Origin of the sequence: Paucibacter aquatile, assembly GCF_002885975.1 — a bacterium.
In the GTDB taxonomy this organism is placed as follows: Bacteria; Pseudomonadota; Gammaproteobacteria; order Burkholderiales; family Burkholderiaceae_C; genus Paucibacter_A; species Paucibacter_A aquatilis.
The window spans coordinates 1264870-1281106 of the sequence record NZ_POSP01000003.1 but is presented as its reverse complement, the minus strand read 5'-3'; the positions used below and the strand labels follow the sequence as shown (position 1 = coordinate 1281106).

Below are 16237 nucleotides of genomic sequence, written 5' to 3'. Positions count from 1 at the left end.
CCAAGGCCAGGGACGCTAGAAAATCCACCATCGAGAGGGACGTTTGTGAAACGACAGCGCTTTGTACGAATGATGGGCGCCGCCTTGTGTCTGGGCGCCTTGCCTGCGGCTCGGGCACGCGACCGTGATTCCTGGGATGAGGGCGATTACCTGATCCTCCATGCCCGATACGGCACGGCGCAGAATCATGTCGACGTCAGCGCGCAGCTGCGTCGCCTCGCTCGCCGGGATGGTCATTTCCAGGTCAACAACGAGGTGCTGGGTGTGGACCCCGATCCCGGCGAACGCAAGACCTTGCGCATCATGACCCGCGATCGGGACGGGCAGCGGCGCCTGTTCGAGTATGCCGAGTACAGCCTGGTCGATGGCAGCCACTTCATCGGCTGGCGTCAGGGCGACTGGGGGCACGCCGAGGGTGGCAGCTGGGATTACATCGAGCACCGCGATCCGGGTTCACACGGCGGTGGACGTGGTCACGATGATGGGCGTTATGAGATCGTGCGCGCGCTCTATGGCACCGAACGCCATCAGATCGATGTGACGCAGGAGCTGCGCCGCGTAGCACGGCGCGACCGGCGCGTGCGGGTGGTCAACGACTTGTTCGGCGGCGCCGATCCGGCGCCCGGGCGACGCAAGACCTTGTGGCTGGACACGCGCACGCCCAGCGGCCGCCAGCGCCGCTTCGAGTATGAGGAAGGCAGCTGGATCGACGGCGAGATGTTCCTGGGCTGGGGCTCGGGTGGCCCTTGGCGCGAGGACGACAGCGGCCCGCCGCGGCCGGGATATCGGCCCCTGCGCATCATCAGCGCGCGCTACGGCGAGGGTGGCCGCAGCGCCGACGTCAGCGATCTGCTGCGCGCCCGGATTCAGCGCAACAGCCTGCGCCTGCGGGTGGACAACGGCTCCATGGGCGGTGATCCCTCACCGGGCCGGCGCAAGCAGCTGACGCTGACCTACGCCTTCGAGGGCGAGGACATCCGCCAGCTGCGTGTGGATGAAGGCGAGTGGCTGAGCCTGCCCTGAAGACGGGACTCAAGCGAAACGCAGAATCTCTGCCAGTGGTTTGCGCGGCTTCTGCGGCCAGTTGCCTTCGGCGGAGTAGCCGACCGGCAGCAGCATCACCGGCAGGACCTCAGGCGCCAAGCCAAAAGCCAGGCTCAGTCCTTGGGCATCGAAGCCGCTCATGGGGCAGGACGCCAGCCCCATCCCCTCGGCGGCCAGCATCAAGGTCATGGCCGCCAGGGAGGCGGAGCGAATCGCCTCGTCGCGTTGCGCCTGCGCTTGCTGCTCCAGCGCGGCGGTGGCCATCTGCTGCCAGCTCTGGCTGACGGTGGCTGGCAACTGCCCGGCAGCGACCATGGGCTCCAGAGTCTGCGCCAGCTGGCGGTGGGCGTTCAGGGTGCCACAGATGATGAAGGTGACAGCGGCGTCTTCGACCTTGTGCTGGCCATAGGCCAGCTTCGCTAGCCGGGCCTTGGCCTCGACGGTCTGCACGGCGATGAACTGCCAGTTTTGCAAATGAAAGGCCGAGGGCGCCCGCCCGGCCAAGCTGGCCAGCAACTCGATCTGGGCAGGGCTCAAGCTGCGATGTCGATCAAAGTGGTTGCTGGAGGCGCGTTGTTCAATCAAGGTCTGGATGTTCATGGCATGTGTGGGGCTTTGAGCCGGGAGTGAGAAAGTAGACATGGAAGGAGCTTGCGTTGCACATCGCCGTCAAGCCTTGGTGCCAGGTGCTGCGCTGCTCAGGCTGGCGCGCTGAACCAACGCGATGCTGATCAGCACGCCCAGAAAACCCAGCGCGCCGATCGGGCTGAGGCCTTGATCCAACCAGAGCCAGCCCAGCAGCACGGCGCACAGCGGGCTCAGCAAGCCCAGGGATGCCACCGAAACGGGTGGCAGCAAGCGCAGGCCGCGGAACCACAGGGCGTAGCTCAGCAAGGTGCCGATCAAGCTGAGGTAGAGGTAGGCGCCGGCTTCGCTCGCGCTGATCTGCGTCAGCGCCGGGTCCAGCCAGAGCGCCAAGGGCAGCAACATCAAGCCACCGAGCAGCAGCTGCCAGCCCGTCAGAGGCAGCACCGGCAAATCGATGCGCCAGTGTCGTGACAGAAACGTGCCTGCCGCCATGCAGGCGGCGCCAGCCAGGGCTGCGCTCACACCCATGGCATCCCAGGCCGCCCCGGGTGCCAGCAGCAAGGCGGCCATGCTCAGCACTCCGCCCGTGCCGGCTGCCAGGGCCAGGCGGCGCGGCCTCCGGCCATCCATCGCCCAGGCCATGGCCATCACCAAGAGTGGCTGGATGGCGCCCAACACCGCCGCCACGCCGCCGGGCAGGCGGTAGGCGGCCACGAAGAGCAAGGCCTGGAAGGCGCCGATATTGAGCGCTGAAAGCAGGGCCAGCGGACCCCAGTCTTGGCGTCTCGGCCACTGGCGAAAGCACAGCAGCAGCAAGAGCCCCGCTGGCAGGCAGCGCAGGGCGGCGGCGGTGAAGGGGCGGCCGGCTGGCAGCCATTCACTGGTCACCAGATAGGTCGTGCCCCAAATGAGAGGGGCGATAGCGGTCAGCAAGAGCTGCGTGCCGAGCGGCGTGTTTGTCGCGTTTGGTTTCATGAATTTATCTTGAATTCAAGATAAATATCGCAGGAGATAATCTTGAAGTCAAGATAATTTGGAGACCAGGCCATGGCACGAGAGACAAGCGCTGGCGCGGAGGACGCAGTCGATCGCATCCTGAAGCAGTGGCGGTTAGAGCGGCCGGATCTGGCACTGGAAGCCATGGCCACGATTGGCCGCTTGAAGCGTTGCGCACAACTGCTGCAGCGCCGGCTGGAGGCTAGGTTCGAGCAGTTCGGCTTGAGTGCCTGGGAGTTCGATGTCCTGGCCACTTTGCGGCGCTCCGGCGAGCCCTATTGCCTCTCGCCCTCGGCTCTGCTCAATTCCCTGATGGTGAGCTCGGGCACCATGACCCATCGCATGCAGCGCCTGGAATCCGCCGGCTGGGTAGAGCGGGTACCTAACCCGGAAGATGCACGCAGCCTGCTGCTGCGCCTGTCACCTCAGGGTTTGGCCCTGATCGATCAGGCGGTGGAGGCTCATGTCGCCAACGAAGAGGCGATTCTGGCGCCGCTCAAGAGCAGCGAGTGGCGCGCCCTGGATGCTGGCTTGGTGGCCTTGCTGGCGACACTGGAGCCTGCGGCCTCCTGATTGGCCTGTAGGGCACCTGAGGCGCCGATTCGGCGGTGCTCGCATCCCGCGGCGCCGCCGAGTCCCGGTCGATCAGCCTTACTTACTTGCGCATGAGGGTGGATTTGCCGAAGAGAGATTCGATCAAATCCACCGCCACCTTGGCCGTCTTGTTCTGCAGGTCCAGCGCCGGGTTCAGCTCCATCACGTCCAGCGAGGCCAGGAAGCCGGTGTCGGCGATCATTTCCATGCAGAGCTGGGCTTCGCGGTAGGTCGGGCCGCCGGGCACGGTGGTGCCCACGCCGGGGGCGATGTCGGGGTCGAGGAAGTCGACGTCGAAGCTGACATGCAGATGGGTGTTGGCGTCCAGCGTGGCCAGGGCCAGCTCCATGGTGTGGCGCATGCCCATCTCGTCGATGTAGCGCATGTCGAAGACTTCCAGCTCCTGCTCGTTGACGAAGCGCTTTTCGCCGGCGTCCACGCTGCGGATGCCGATCTGACGCACCCACTTGGGGCTGATGGCCGGCACCTTGCCGCCGATCTCGATCAGCTGCTGCGGTCCAAAGCCGCACAGGCAGGCGACCGGCATGCCGTGGATGTTGCCGCTGGGCGTGAGGGCGCTGGTGTTGAAGTCGGCGTGGGCGTCCAGCCAGAGCACGCGCAGCTTCTTGCCCACATCGCGGCAGTGCCGTGCCACGGCGCTGATCGAGCCCAGACCCAGGCAGTGGTCACCGCCGAGCAGGATGGGCATGCGGCCGGTCTTGAGCTCGGCATAGACTGCATCGTGCACGGTCTGGTTCCAGGCCGTCACCTCGTTCAGATGGCGGTAACCATCGACCGGCGGCAGCCAGGGGTTGGACGGGCCGCTGAGGTTGCCACGGTCCAGCACATCGACGCCGTGGCTCTGCAGCGCCGCGGCCAGGTCGGCCACGCGCAGGGCTTCCGGGCCCATGCTGGCACCGCGTGCACCCGCACCGATGTCGGTGGGCGCGCCGATCAGGGAGACGGATCGAAGTGTGGTCATGTCAGTGGTCCTGTGTTGTTATGTGTGGGGTGGGTCGGGGAAGACGGTGTCAGTCGGCCGCGTCGCAGTCGAGCGCCCCGGGGTTCATGTCGTATTCCGATTCGAGCAGGGCCCAGGCTTCCTCGGCGCTCTCGACGAAATGGAAGAGCTTCTCGTCGCCAGGGCTGATCATGCCGGTCTCGACCAGCCAGTCGAAATTGATCAAACGGGTCCAGAACTCGCGGCCGAACATCAGGATGGGCCGGCGCCGGCTCTTGCCCGTCTGGATCAGCGTCATGGTCTCGAACAGCTCGTCCAGCGTGCCAAAGCCGCCGGGGAAGCAGACCAGGGCCACCGAGCGCATCAGGAAATGCATCTTGCGCAGGGCGAAGTAGTGGAAGCGGAAGCACAGCTCCGGCGTGATGTAGGGGTTGGGGTGCTGCTCGTGTGGCAGCACGATGTTCAGGCCGATGCTCTTGCCGCCCACCTCGTAGGCGCCGCGGTTGCCCGCTTCCATGATGCCGGGGCCGCCGCCAGTGACCACATAGATCGGGTTGTGGCGCTGGGTGGAGACGGTGGTGACCAGGCTCGCAAAGCGCCGCGCTTCCTCGTAGTAATGGCTCATGGTGAGCTGCATCTCGGCGCGTTTGAGCGCCTCGGCGTCGTTGCTCTGGCGGGCTTGTTCGACCTTCTGCTCGGCCGCTTCGCGCGGCAGGATGCGGGCGCTGCCGAACATCACGATGGTGGACTTGATGCCCAGCTCCTGCTGGATCAGCTCGGGCTTGAGCAGCTCCAGCTGCATGCGCACCGGGCGCAGATCGTCGCGCAGCAGGAACTCGTTGTCGTCAAAGGCCAGGCGGTAGGCGCTACCGGGCTGGTCGTAGTTGGGCTGCGGCACGCCGCGCCGCGCTTCCTGGACTTCTTCCTTGGCGCTGGGGAAATTGCGGGCGATCAGGGGTTTGCGCTTGTTGCTCATATCGGGTCATGGCCGCGGCGTGTTGGAAGCCGCTTCGGCAAGTCAGAGGCGGTGTGTCACCGCCGGGCGGCAGCTTACGGGAAGCTGCGAAGAATTTTCTTTCGTAAATTTCTTGGAAATCGATGTTTCGTGTGTGTTTCGGTCAGGCGCTGCGTTGGCAAACGCTGCAGCCGGGGTCTTTCTGCACGAGTATTTCGCTCCATTCCATGCGTTTGCCGTCCAGCATCAGCAGGCGGCCGGACAAGGGCTCACCGGCACCCAGCAGCACTTTCAGGGCCTCGGCGGCCTGCATGCTGCCGATGATGCCCACCAGCGGCGCCAGCACGCCCATGAGGGCGCAGTGGGCCTCTTCAAAGCGGCTGTCGGGCGGGAACAGGCAGGCGTAGCAGGGCGCGTGGCCGCTGCGGCTGTCGTAGACGCTGATCTGGCCATGCCAGCCGGTGGCGGCGCCCGACACCAGGGGCACGCCGTGGCGCACGCAGGCGCGGTTGACCGCCTGGCGGGTGGCGAAGTTGTCGCAGCAATCCAGCACCACATCGGCGCTGCCCACCCACTCATCGAGCAAGCCGGCATCGGCGCGCATCTGCAGCGTGCGCAGCTGGGGATCCGGGTTGATGGCGGCCATGGCTTCGGCGGCCGATTCGACCTTGGGGCGGCCGATGCGCGCTTGCGTGTGGGCGATCTGGCGCTGCAGATTGGTCAGCTCGACCGTGTCGTCATCGACCAAGCTGATGTGGCCGACGCCAGCGGAGGCCAGATAGAGCGCGGCCGGTGAACCGAGGCCGCCGGCGCCGATGATCAGAGCCCGGGATTGCAGCAGGCGCTGCTGGCCTTCGATGCCGATCTCGTCCAGCAGGATGTGGCGCGAGTAGCGCAGCAACTGTTCGTCGTTCATGGCCCGAGCATAGCGCGCGGCGCCCATGAAAAAGGCCCGCTGGAGGGCGGGCCTGATCGGGGGAGCTGGGCTTACTCGGCCGTCTTGGCCTCGGCCTTGCGTTCCACCGCAGTCTTGGACACCAGCACCGGCTGGCCCTTGAGCTGGTTCAGGGCTTGCGCCAGCTGGAAGTCCTCGGCGCTGCCGAACTCGGGCAGGGGCTTGGGCGGCTCGTTCTTCTTGGCGTACTCGGCTTCCAGCTTCTGGCGCGCTTCCTCGCGGGCCTTTTCGCGGGCTTCATCCTTGACCTCGTCCTTGCCGCCCAGGTGCTTTTCCAGATCGGCTTCGCGGGTGCGCAGGGCGGCGAAGACATTGCCTTCGGCGGTTTCGTCCAGCTGGATGTCGGGCACGATGCCCGTGGCCTGGATGGAGCGGCCGCTCGGCGTGTAGTAGCGCGCGGTGGTGATCTTGAGGGCCGTGTCCGGGCTCAGCTGGCGCACGGTCTGCACCGAGCCCTTGCCGAAGGTCTGGGCACCCATGATCAGCGCACGCTTGTGGTCTTGCAGGGCGCCGGCGACGATCTCGCTGGCCGAGGCCGAGCCTTCGTTGACCAGCACCACCAGCGGTACTTTTTTCAGTGCGGCCGGCAGGCGCTTGAGCGGGTCGTTGCCGCCGCGGCGCAGGTAGTAATCGGGGCTGGCCTTGAAGCTGGCCTTGGAGTCGGCGATCTGGCCGTTGGTGCTGACCACTTCGACATCCTTGCTCAGGAAGGCCGAAGAAATCGCCACCGAGGCCTCCAGCAGGCCGCCCGGGTCGTTGCGCAGGTCCAGCACCAGACCCTTGAGATTGGGCTCTTGCTTGTAGATCTCTTCCAGCTTCTTGGCGAAGTCTTCGACCGTGCGGTCCTGGAACTGGCTCACTCGCAGCCAAGCGTAGCCGGGCTCCACCACTTTGCCGCGTACGCTCTGGGCGCGGATTTCTTCGCGCACGATGGTGACGGGGAAGCTGCGGTTCTCGCTCTTGCGGTAAATGGTCAGCTGCACCTTGGTGTTGAGCTCACCGCGCATGCGCTTGACGGCCTGGTCCAGGCCCAGGCCTCGCACCAGGGTGTCGTCGATCTTGCTGATCAGGTCGCCGCTCTTGAGGCCGGCGCGGAAGGCGGGCGAACCTTCGATCGGCGAGACGATCTTGACCAGACCGTCCTCCATCCCGATCTCGATGCCCACACCGACGAATTTGCCGGTCGTGCCTTCGCGGAATTCCTTGAAGTTCTTCTTGTCGAAGAACTGCGAATGTGGGTCCAGGCCGGACACCATGCCGGCGATGGCGTCGTTGATCAGCTTTTTCTCATCGACCGGTTCGACGTAATCGGACTTGACCATGCCGAACACGGCGGCGAGCTGTTGCAGCTCTTCCAGCGGCAGCGGCGAGAGACTGCTGCGGGCATTGGCCTGCAATTGCATCGTGGTCAACGCGCCTGCAACGGCGCCCAGAGCGAGCCAGCCGGCAACTTTCAATTTGGCACTCATGATGCGAGCCTGTCCTGTCGGTGAAATTCAGCAAGATCGTGGAATCTGTAGCGTAACAGTCGCGCCAAAACCACGCCTTCAGTATATGCCCGTGGGGCTTTCGCTTGCAGCGCAGACAGGCGGTTTTGGGGGCTCAAATTGCCCCAAACCGGTGAACAAAGCGACGAAACGCAGGGCTTTTTGTCGGCTTTACCGCGGCTTTACGTTTCGGGTGACTTTCGGCACCGGGGGCGTGCAAACCTCAGGCCGGCGTGTTTTCGCTCGCTGTGGCGCTTGCGGCCGGGAAGGTCACCACATGGTCGACCAGAGGGCGGATGCCGATCCACTCGCCGACCTGGTGGTCGTGGTGTGAGGGCACATGGGCCTTGATGCGGTCGCCGGTGGCCAGGCGCAAGGTGTAGAGGAAATCCGCACCGCGGAACACCTTGCGTTCGATTTGCGCTTTCACCGGCGCCGCATCGTCATGAACGATGTCGTCGGCTCGAAGCAACACTTCGCAGCGGCCGCCCTCGAAGGCGCTGGCCAGGGCACAAGCGTCGGCGTCCACCAGGGCGCCCAGGGGCGTCATCACTTCGGGGCCCGATCCGCCCTGGACGATGCGGCCGGGCGTGAAGACGCTGTGGCCGATGAAATCCGCCACAAAGCGCGTGGCCGGGCGGTGGTAGACGGTGTAGGGCGCGTCCCACTGCTCCAGCCGGCCCTTGTTCATCACGCCCACCACATCGCCGATGGCAAAAGCCTCGGATTGGTCGTGGGTGACAAACAAGGCGGTGGTGCCGCTGGCGTGGAGGATGGCGCGCAGCTCTTGCGAGAGGTGCTCGCGCAGATCGACGTCGAGGCTGGAGAAGGGCTCGTCCAGCAGCAGCAGGCGCGGCGCCGGGGCCAGGGCGCGGGCCAGGGCCACGCGCTGCTGCTGGCCACCGGACAGCTGGTGCGGTGCGCGCTTGGCGGCATGGGCCAGGCCGACCAGATCCAGCATCTCGCCGATGCGGCGCTCGCGCTCGCTGCGGCTCAGGTGGCGCAGGCCGAAGGCGATGTTGTCGGCCACCGACAGGTGGGGAAAGAGGGCGTAGTCCTGGAACACCATGCCGATGCGCCGGGCCTCGGGGGCCAGATGCAGGCCGCGGGCGGCATCGGCCAGGGGCTCGTGTTCGATCAGGATGCGGCCGCTGTTCAGTCGCTCCAGGCCGGCGATGCAGCGCAGCAGCGAGGTCTTGCCGCAGCCCGAGGGGCCGATCAGCACACCGATCTGGCCGCGCGCCAGACCCAGGCTGACGCCATCCACCGCACCCGGTCGAGGGGTGCCAGCAAGGGTGGGGCTGGAGATGCTGGAGGCTTGACCCGTTTGCGGGCCGTGCGTGTGGCTGTGGGCAGCGCCGGGGTAACGCAGGCCGATCTGGTCAAGGGCAAGAAACATGGCCTTTATGATAGCCGCCCACACCGCGTGTTTCGAATGCGGATCGTTCGCATTTGCTTGATTCAGATCAAGCCAGGGCGCGTCGCCGGGCAGCGACGGCGCCGGGGCGTCGCCGGTGTCGTATCGTCCTTGTTGCCTTGTTGCGGTCCTGCCTGCCGCTTGTTCCGCTGTTCGTTCCTGACCACCGCCCGCATGCTGCGTCTGATCACTGTTGTTTGCCTCTTGCTGGCTGTGCCGGTGTTCGGTGTGCTCGGCTCCTGGTTCGGTCTCGACGCGCAAAGCCTGGCGCTGCTGCGTCACCAGCTGGAGACGGTGCTGCCGGCCTATGCCGCCTCGTCTCTTGTGCTGTCGGTCTCGGTGGCTTTGGGAGTGGCGGTGCTGGGTGGGGCCACCGCGGCCGCCGTCAGCTTGTTTGATTTTCCGGGCCGGCGCTGGTTTGAATGGGCCTTGCTCCTGCCCATGGCCATGCCGGCCTATGTGGCCGCGTATGCCTACACCGACGCGTTGCAGTACAGCGGCGCGTTGCAAACCTGGCTGCGTGAGCTCACCGGCAGCAGCAAACCCATGTGGTCCGATGTGCGCAGCCTGCCGGGCGCGGTGCTGCTGTTCGTGCTCTGCCTCTACCCCTATGTCTACCTGCTCACCCGCACGGCTCTCAGCGAGCGCGGTGTGACCCTGATGGAGACCGCCCGCATCCTCGGCGCCGGCACCTTGCGCCGGGTGCGCGAGGTGGCCTTGCCCCTGGCCCGCCCGGCCCTGGCTGCCGGCGTGGCGCTGGCGCTGATGGAGACCCTGGCCGATTACGGCGTGGGCTCTTACTTTGGTTTGAACACCTTGACCACCGGTATCTACAAGGCCTGGCTGGTGATGAACGACCGCATGGCCGCGGCGCAGCTGGCCTCGGTGCTGCTGCTGGCCGTGGCCGGCCTGCTTTGGCTGGAGCGGCGCGCGCAGGCCCGCTTGCGCTTTTCCAGCAGCCGCGCCGGCGCCCAGCATGCGGCCGAGGCGCGGCCGCTGCGCCTGCACGGCGCGGCTGCGGCCCTGGCCGTGGGCCTGTGCACGCTGCCCATCCTTTTGGGCTTTGTGCTGCCGGTGCTGGCCTTGCTCAAGCTGATGTGGCTGGAGGCGCGCTACGGCGAGTTCGGCTTGCCACTGGCCCGCTTCGCGCAGTGGGCCTGGACCAGCTTGCAGCTGGCCGGCCTGTCCGCCGCCCTGGCCGTGGCCATGGCCCTGGTGCTGGCCTACGCCGGCCGCATGAGCGCCGGTGCGGCGGCCCAGCGCGGGCCAGGAGCCGGGCTGCTGAAGCTGTCCACGCGCGTGGTGTCGCTCGGTTATGCCGTGCCTGGCGCGGTGATCGCGGTGGGCATTCTGCTGCCCCTGGGTTGGCTGCAAACCCATGCGCCGCAACTGGGCCTGACGGGTGTGGTGACCGGCACGATTGCCGGCTTGATCTATGCCTATCTGGTGCGCTTCTCGGGCGTGGCCTTGCAATCGGTCGAGGCTGGCTATGCCCGCATCTCACCCAATGTGGACGAAACCGCCCGTCTACTGGGCGCCAGCCGCCGGCGTGTGTTCTGGGAGCTGCATGCGCCGCTGCTGGCGCGCTCCAGCCTGGCCGCGGCCTTGCTGGTGTTTGTGGATGTGATGAAAGAGCTGCCCGCCACCCTGGTGCTGCGCCCCTTCAACAGCGACACCCTGGCCGTGGTGGCCTACCAGATGGCGCGCGACGAGCGCCTGGGCGAGGCTGCGCTGCCCTCGCTGGCCATCGTGCTGGTGGGGCTGGTGCCGGTGCTGATGCTCTCGCGGGCGATGCGCCAGCGATGAGCATTCATCTACCCCTGGCCGCGCAAACAAGGGGTCAGTTCGGGGCCTGATCGCCCGATCCCCATGGCCGGCCCGGCGTTACCGTGGCCACACATTGCCTCGTTTGCAAAGGTGTGCCCATGAGCTCAAGCCCCGTGCTGCCGGTCAAGACCTACCAGGACATCGTCCCGGACTACAGGACCTATGTGCAGTTCCAGACCGAGAAATGGGCCTCGCACGAGATCACCGTGCCCAAATGGGAGCAAGGGCAGCAGCGCTATCTGAACGCGGTGTTTGCCGAGGTGCCGCGCGATCTGCGCATTGCCGACATCGCCTGCGGCGACGGTGTCGGCCTGCGCTATTTCAAGCAGATGGGCTTCAGCGATGTGATCGGTGTGGAGTTCAACGAATCCAAGCTCGAGCGCGCCCGTGAGAGCGGCTACCCGGTGATTGCCGGCGATATGCACGAGCTGGTCAACTTCGAAGACGCGAGCGTGGACATCGTCTATTCCTCCCACACGCTCGAGCACGCCTACCAGCCGGCCAAGGTGCTGGCCGAGTTCCGCCGCATCCTGCAGCCCAATGGCGCGCTCTTCATCGTCTTGCCCTATCCCGACCCGGGTCACTGGAACGACGAGGCCCACGGTGCCAAGTACGAGCTGGGCACCCATCTGGACGACGAGGGCGCCAGCGTGATCCGCTACTTCGAGAACGCCGGCTTCAAGCTCTTGAGCGGCATGTTCGACAACTTCCGCGAACCTGAGATCTGGTTGATCTTTGCGCGCAGCAGCGACAACTGAAGGGCTCAGGGCTGCTTGGTCCCTCCGACAGGAATCGAACCTGTATTTGCCGCTTAGGAGGCGGCCGTTCTATCCATTGAACTACGGAGAGACGCGCCCGGTGGCCCGGGCGGCGCGAATTCTCGCATGAAAGATCGGCAGGCCACGCGGCGCCGGCGCTGATGCTTCCGACTTCCGCTGCAATCCTGCGTTAGGCGTCGGCGGGTCTCACTCCCACTTCCACTGCCAGATCAGATCGAGCGCGTTTTCATCGCCGGCCTGGCCGCGCAGGGTGAAGCGCTGGGCGATGCGGTAGATCAGCTGCCAGCTGCCTTGCGTGGCGTTGAGGCCGCGCTCAAACGCCACATACCAGCGCTTGGACAGCTGCTTGCCCACACGCACCACGGTGCCGCGCACCTCGCCATTGCCTTCGCTGACCGACAGCTCATCCAGGCCGATGGACTTGATGACCTTGCCGGTGCGGCTTTCGCCGCCGCCGTTGAGCAGGGCCATGGCGGCTTTTTGCAGCAGGGCGGTGTCGCTGCGTTCGAGGTTGTCGGGCGCGCGGCCCAGCAGCAGCCAGGAGAGCTTGGCCGTGTCGGCCATATCGGGGTCGGAGAAGAGCTTGATGCGCGGTGACTGGGCGCTGCCGCCGATGGTCACGCCCACGCGCACCTCTTCTTCGCCCGGGCGGATGGCCAGGATGTCCAGGCGCGGGTTGTCCATCACGCCGCTGAAGGTGACCTGGCCTTTTTCGATCGTGAGCTTTTGGCCGTAGGCATCGACGCTGCCGTTGACGGTGCGGATGCTGCCGTGCAGCTGCGGCCGGCCCTGGGCCTGGGTCATCTGCAGCTCGCCGGCCAGCAAGGTGTCCACGCCATGGCCGCGCACGCGCAGCTTCTGGCCCAGGTCGATGTCCAGCTTGAGCTTGATCTGCCGCCGCGCCGCGGCGGATTCAGCAGGTGCCGCTGGCACCTGCGCCACGCGCCGCACCTCGACATCGTCATCCAGCTCGGGTGCGTTGCCGCGCGAGAAATCAAACAGGCCGTCTTCCACATCGAGCTTGCCCTGCAGATCCAGGGCCTGGGCGTCCATGTGCAGGCGCAGCTGGCCGTTCACGGCCAGGCGGCGGTCGACCCGTCGCAGCAGGGCGAACTTGTTGGCCTGGGCTTGGATGTCGGCCTGCGGCTTGGCGCCCAGCTGCAGTTTCCCTTGGGCATTGAGCTCGCCCTCACCGGCGCGCAGGCGCAACTGCTGCAGCTCGGCATGGCTGCCCTTGAGCTGCAGGGCAAAGCTGCCGTCTTGCACATCGATGCCCAGCAGCGGGTTGCGCAGGCCCAGCTTGCTGCCCTGGATCTGGCCCACCACCTGCGGGTCATTGAGCTTGCCGGCGAAGCTGGCGCTGGCGGCCAGGCCGCCTGCCACGCGCCAGCCCGAGGGCACCCAGGCGCCCCAGGCGCTGAGGTTGTCCACCCGCGCTTCCAGCACGCCCTCCAGATGCGACTGCGCCGAAGGCCAGGGGCTGGCCTCAGCGCCCTCGTTGCGCGCCGTCACCGCGCCGGCCAGCACGCCGATATTGCTGCCGGCGAAAGCCTGGGTCAGATGCCAGCGGCCGGGCGCGCCGATCACGCCCAGGCGCAGCTCGCTCAGGCCCAGGGCCTGGGTGCCGCCGTCGTCGGTGACCTTGAGGTCGCCGCTGCGCCGCTGCAGGGACAGCTCCACGCCCAGCTGGGGCAGGGTGTGGATGCGGGCGCTGCCGTCCACCACCAGATCGCCGCCCCAGCCGAAATCGGGCTGCCAGCGTGCCAACAGGGGCGCGACGGCCAGGGGTTCCAGGACCAGGTCGAGCTGCAGCTGATCGGGCCCTTCGGCGGCCTTCCAGGCCAGCTGCTGCCAGCGCAGGCCGGCGCCCAACAGCTCCAACCGCCCGGGCTCGAACTGCGCGCCGCTGAGCTGGCCTTGCGGGCCGCTCTCCACGCGCAGGGCCAGGTCTTGCGCTTGCAGCCAGGGGGCCGGGGCTTTGTCGGCCGGTCTGGCCGTTTTGCTGGCTGCGGTGGCGGCAGGCACGCGCGCATCGAGCTTGAGGCCGCTGGCGCGCCACTGGCCGCCCTGGGCCCAGAGCTGGGCCAGTTCGCTCGCCGAAGGGCTGGCGGTTCCTGCCGTGCCCAGGCTGCCCTTGAGGCCGATCTGGAACTGGCTGCGCGAGGGCTGGTCGGCCGGCTGGTGCGCTGGGCGCAGGGCGGCGGGCAGCAGGGCTGTGCCCAGGCCGCTGAGCTGCAGCTGGTGCTGGATCCAGCTGCCGCTGAGCTGCAGCTGAACTTGGGGCAGCTGGGCCTCGGGGCTCTTGAGCTGCTCCAGATCGAGTTGCAGGGCCAGCGGTGCATTCAGGGCACTGGCGAGCTTGGCGTTCAGCCGGGCCTTGTCCAGGCTCAGCTGGTCGAGCTTGAGCGCCTGACCTTGCAGCTCGGTCTGGCTTTGCCAGCTCCAGCGGGGGGTGCTGCTGGTGGCGTTCTTGCCACCGCTCCTGTCCGCTTCGGCTCGGCCCTGCCAGGCCAGCTGTCCGCTCAAACTGCCGGCCAGCTGGTGGGCGGGCTCGCCCTTGGCCAGGGCTGGGGCCAGGGCTTGCCAGAGCGGCTGCAGGGCTTGCAGCTGGGGCGCTTGTAGTTGCAGCTGGCCTTCCAGGCTGTGGTCGGCCAGCAGCTGGGCGCGGCCTTGCAGCTGGTTGCCGCCGGCCTGCAGATCGGCGCGCAGGGTGGGCACTTGCTGATCGTTGGCGCGCTCGTAGCTGAGGTCGGCGGCCAGCTCCATGCCGGCCTGGCTGCCGGGCAGCAGGCGCAGCCGGGCCTGGCCGCGCGGGGCCTGGGCGAGCAGGCCGGCCTTGCTCTGCTGGGCCGGGGCCTGCAGGTCAGCGCTGAGGTCCAGGTCCAGGCGGGCGCTGGGGCCCGGCGCTTGGGGCCAGAGGCGGCGCAGCTCCGGCACCATGCCGCGGGCATTGGCCTGCAGCTGCCAGCCGCCGGCCAGGCTGCCGGGGCGGCTGAAGGCCAGTTTGGCGCTGCCCTTGAGCTGGGCTTCGCCGGCCTGCATCAGCAGCTCTTGCAGGTCCAGGCCTTGCATGGACGCGACCGCGCTGGCCTGCAGGCGCACGGGGCTGTGGGCATTGAGCGGGGCGTTTTGCGGGCTGGTCGCCGCCGGTGCGGCCAGCTGGGCGCGCGCCGCAGCCGGCGTCACCGGGCCTGGCGGCAGCCAGCGGCCTTGCAGATCGGTCTTGATGCGCAGCTGCAGCGGCGGCGAGCTGGCGGCCGATTTCTTGTCGTGTTGGCCTGATGCATCGTTGCCTGCTTCGATCAGCCCCTGCGAGGTGCTGAGCTCCACCGTGCCCGCGGCCAGCAAGCCGGCGGCACGCGCATCCAGGCCCTCGCTGCGCAGGTTCTCCAGGCTCAGCGTGAGCTGGCTGCCGCCGGCGCTGCTGCTCTTGCCGCTGCCACGCAGGCGGCCGGCGGGCAGGGCGCTGCTGCCCAGCAGCACATCGAAGGCGCGCAGCTGGATCTGGCTCGGGTCCAGGGCTGAAGCCTCGGCATCCAGGCTCAGCTGGCGCACCGGCAGGCGCTGTTCGTTCCAGAGGCCGGCCGCGTGGTTGGCGAGCTGGGCCTTGATCAGCAGGGCGGGCTGCTTCGAATTTTTCTTGCCAGTCGTGCTGCTGTCGGCCAGCAGGCTCACTTGGCCGCTCAGCGCAGTTTTGGGCAGGCCCGACATCAGGGCCGAGAGGTCCAGTTGCTGCGTGTCCAGCTGCAGCTGGGGCAGGGGCCAGGCGGCGAAGGGGCGCAGCTGGGCCTGGGCCTGCAGCTGCTGGTTCTGGGCGCTCAGCGCGGCCTGGAGCTGCAGCTGGGCCAAGGGGCCGTGCAGCTCCAGCTGCGCGCCCCAGGCTGGCAGATCGGCCTGGGCGGCTGACTTCAGGCCCAGGCTGGCCTGCAGGGGCAGGCCGCTGCCGGCGCCCAGCGTGGCGCTGCCGCTGAGCTGCATTTGATCCCAGGCCAGCTGCTGGATCTGCAGGCGGTGCTCGGCGCCGGGGTTGTTGTCGGTCACCGTGCTCAAGTCCACCCGCGCCTGCAGCCCGTGCACCGGCAAGGGGCTCAGCGTGGGCAGGGACAAGCGGTCCACTTGCAGCTGCGCGATGTGCACGCCCAGAGGGATGGGCAGCTCCTCGGGCACGGGGCTGGGCTCGGCGCTGGGCGCCAGATGCACCGTCACCTGGCGGGCACTCAGGCGCTCGACCATCAGGTCGCCCCAAAGCAGGGGCGAGCGGTTCCAGGCCAGGCTCAGGCCAGTCCAGCGCAAATCGTCGATCTCGATGCGGTCCTGGCCGCCGGGGATGGTGAGGCTCAGGCGCTGGGCCGAGAAGTCGCCGATCAGGCTGCCCTGCGGCGCCTCGACCTGCAGGCCGGGCACTTGCTGCAGCAGCCAGCGGCTGCCCGCCTCGCTGCCCAAGCCCCACCAAAGGCCCAGGCCGGCGCTGCCGGCCAGCACCGGCAGGGTCATCAGGCCCAGCAGCAGGCCGCGGCCGCGGCGGGCTGGGGCGGGCTTGGGCGCAGGGCTGCTGTCGCCGGCGGGGGCGGCAGGGGTGCCCGGTGTGGAGTCGGGTTCGCTCATGGGGCCGGGTCGGGGTTCGCGGCGTTGGC

12 protein-coding genes and 1 tRNA gene are annotated in these 16237 nt (G+C 67.5%); 4 read left to right on the top strand and 9 right to left on the bottom strand.

Translation table 11 applies throughout. The features are described 5' to 3' along the window. Positions 1-45: 45 nt before the first annotated feature. A complete protein-coding gene (locus C1O66_RS08765) occupies positions 46-1023 on the top strand; it encodes a hypothetical protein (protein WP_133155140.1) in 978 nt (325 codons plus the stop codon). 9 nt (positions 1024-1032) lie between these two features. Here the strand turns inward: C1O66_RS08765 and C1O66_RS08760 are convergent, their stop codons facing one another. Both C1O66_RS08760 and C1O66_RS08755 read right to left on the bottom strand, forming a co-directional pair. Beyond that, complete coding sequence (locus C1O66_RS08760; RefSeq protein WP_102767524.1) at positions 1033-1644, bottom strand: nitroreductase family protein; 612 nt, start codon at positions 1642-1644, stop codon at positions 1033-1035. A 69-nt stretch (positions 1645-1713) separates the two neighbouring features. Next, the gene (locus tag C1O66_RS08755) at positions 1714-2607 is read right to left on the bottom strand and encodes an EamA family transporter (protein WP_102767523.1); all 894 of its coding nucleotides are present in this window, start codon (positions 2605-2607) and stop codon (positions 1714-1716) included. Between the two features lie 72 nt (positions 2608-2679). Between C1O66_RS08755 and C1O66_RS08750 the strand changes: the two genes are divergently transcribed. Continuing rightward, entirely contained in the window at positions 2680-3201 is a 522-nt protein-coding gene (locus C1O66_RS08750; RefSeq protein WP_102767522.1) for a MarR family winged helix-turn-helix transcriptional regulator, read from the top strand. Between the two features lie 82 nt (positions 3202-3283). On the opposite strand, the gene rocF is transcribed toward C1O66_RS08750, so the two are convergent. From rocF to C1O66_RS08725, 5 genes are all read right to left on the bottom strand, one after another. Beyond that, entirely contained in the window at positions 3284-4204 is a 921-nt protein-coding gene (gene rocF, locus C1O66_RS08745; protein ID WP_102767521.1) for an arginase, read from the bottom strand. A 49-nt stretch (positions 4205-4253) separates the two neighbouring features. After that, the gene (locus C1O66_RS08740) at positions 4254-5159 is read right to left on the bottom strand and encodes an LOG family protein (RefSeq protein ID WP_102767520.1); all 906 of its coding nucleotides are present in this window, start codon (positions 5157-5159) and stop codon (positions 4254-4256) included. 142 nt (positions 5160-5301) lie between these two features. Next, positions 5302-6054 (bottom strand): HesA/MoeB/ThiF family protein, encoded by a 753-nt coding sequence (locus C1O66_RS08735; protein WP_102767519.1) that lies wholly within the window; start codon positions 6052-6054, stop codon positions 5302-5304. A gap of 71 nt (positions 6055-6125) precedes the next feature. After that, a complete protein-coding gene (locus C1O66_RS08730; protein WP_102767518.1) occupies positions 6126-7562 on the bottom strand; it encodes a S41 family peptidase in 1437 nt (478 codons plus the stop codon). A gap of 241 nt (positions 7563-7803) precedes the next feature. Next, positions 7804-8979 carry an ABC transporter ATP-binding protein gene (locus tag C1O66_RS08725; RefSeq protein ID WP_102767517.1) on the bottom strand — a complete coding sequence of 392 codons (1176 nt, stop codon included), beginning with the start codon at positions 8977-8979 and terminating at the stop codon, positions 7804-7806. A 192-nt stretch (positions 8980-9171) separates the two neighbouring features. Here C1O66_RS08725 and C1O66_RS08720 point away from each other — a divergent pair, with 192 nt between their 5' ends. Both C1O66_RS08720 and C1O66_RS08715 read left to right on the top strand, forming a co-directional pair. Beyond that, the gene (locus tag C1O66_RS08720; protein WP_102769555.1) at positions 9172-10803 is read left to right on the top strand and encodes an ABC transporter permease; all 1632 of its coding nucleotides are present in this window, start codon (positions 9172-9174) and stop codon (positions 10801-10803) included. Between the two features lie 119 nt (positions 10804-10922). Next, on the top strand, positions 10923-11582 hold the full coding sequence (locus tag C1O66_RS08715) for a class I SAM-dependent methyltransferase (protein ID WP_102767516.1): 660 nt from the start codon (positions 10923-10925) through the stop codon (positions 11580-11582). A 16-nt stretch (positions 11583-11598) separates the two neighbouring features. On the opposite strand, the gene C1O66_RS08710 is transcribed toward C1O66_RS08715, so the two are convergent. Both C1O66_RS08710 and C1O66_RS08705 read right to left on the bottom strand, forming a co-directional pair. Next, positions 11599-11673: transfer RNA gene (locus C1O66_RS08710), tRNA-Arg, on the bottom strand. 116 nt (positions 11674-11789) lie between these two features. Next, entirely contained in the window at positions 11790-16208 is a 4419-nt protein-coding gene (locus tag C1O66_RS08705; RefSeq protein WP_133155139.1) for a translocation/assembly module TamB domain-containing protein, read from the bottom strand. Between the last annotated feature and the right edge of the window lie 29 nt (positions 16209-16237).

Coding starts and splice junctions, on each gene's coding strand:
- C1O66_RS08760 (WP_102767524.1), bottom strand. CDS start 1,644: ATGAACATCCAGACCTTGATTGAACAACGCGCCTCCAGCAACCACTTT.
- C1O66_RS08755 (WP_102767523.1), bottom strand. CDS start 2,607: ATGAAACCAAACGCGACAAACACGCCGCTCGGCACGCAGCTCTTGCTG.
- C1O66_RS08750 (WP_102767522.1), top strand. CDS start 2,680: ATGGCACGAGAGACAAGCGCTGGCGCGGAGGACGCAGTCGATCGCATC.
- rocF (WP_102767521.1), bottom strand. CDS start 4,204: ATGACCACACTTCGATCCGTCTCCCTGATCGGCGCGCCCACCGACATC.
- C1O66_RS08740 (WP_102767520.1), bottom strand. CDS start 5,159: ATGAGCAACAAGCGCAAACCCCTGATCGCCCGCAATTTCCCCAGCGCC.
- C1O66_RS08735 (WP_102767519.1), bottom strand. CDS start 6,054: ATGAACGACGAACAGTTGCTGCGCTACTCGCGCCACATCCTGCTGGAC.
- C1O66_RS08730 (WP_102767518.1), bottom strand. CDS start 7,562: ATGAGTGCCAAATTGAAAGTTGCCGGCTGGCTCGCTCTGGGCGCCGTT.
- C1O66_RS08725 (WP_102767517.1), bottom strand. CDS start 8,979: ATGTTTCTTGCCCTTGACCAGATCGGCCTGCGTTACCCCGGCGCTGCC.
- C1O66_RS08720 (WP_102769555.1), top strand. CDS start 9,172: ATGCTGCGTCTGATCACTGTTGTTTGCCTCTTGCTGGCTGTGCCGGTG.
- C1O66_RS08715 (WP_102767516.1), top strand. CDS start 10,923: ATGAGCTCAAGCCCCGTGCTGCCGGTCAAGACCTACCAGGACATCGTC.
- C1O66_RS08705 (WP_133155139.1), bottom strand. CDS start 16,208: ATGAGCGAACCCGACTCCACACCGGGCACCCCTGCCGCCCCCGCCGGC.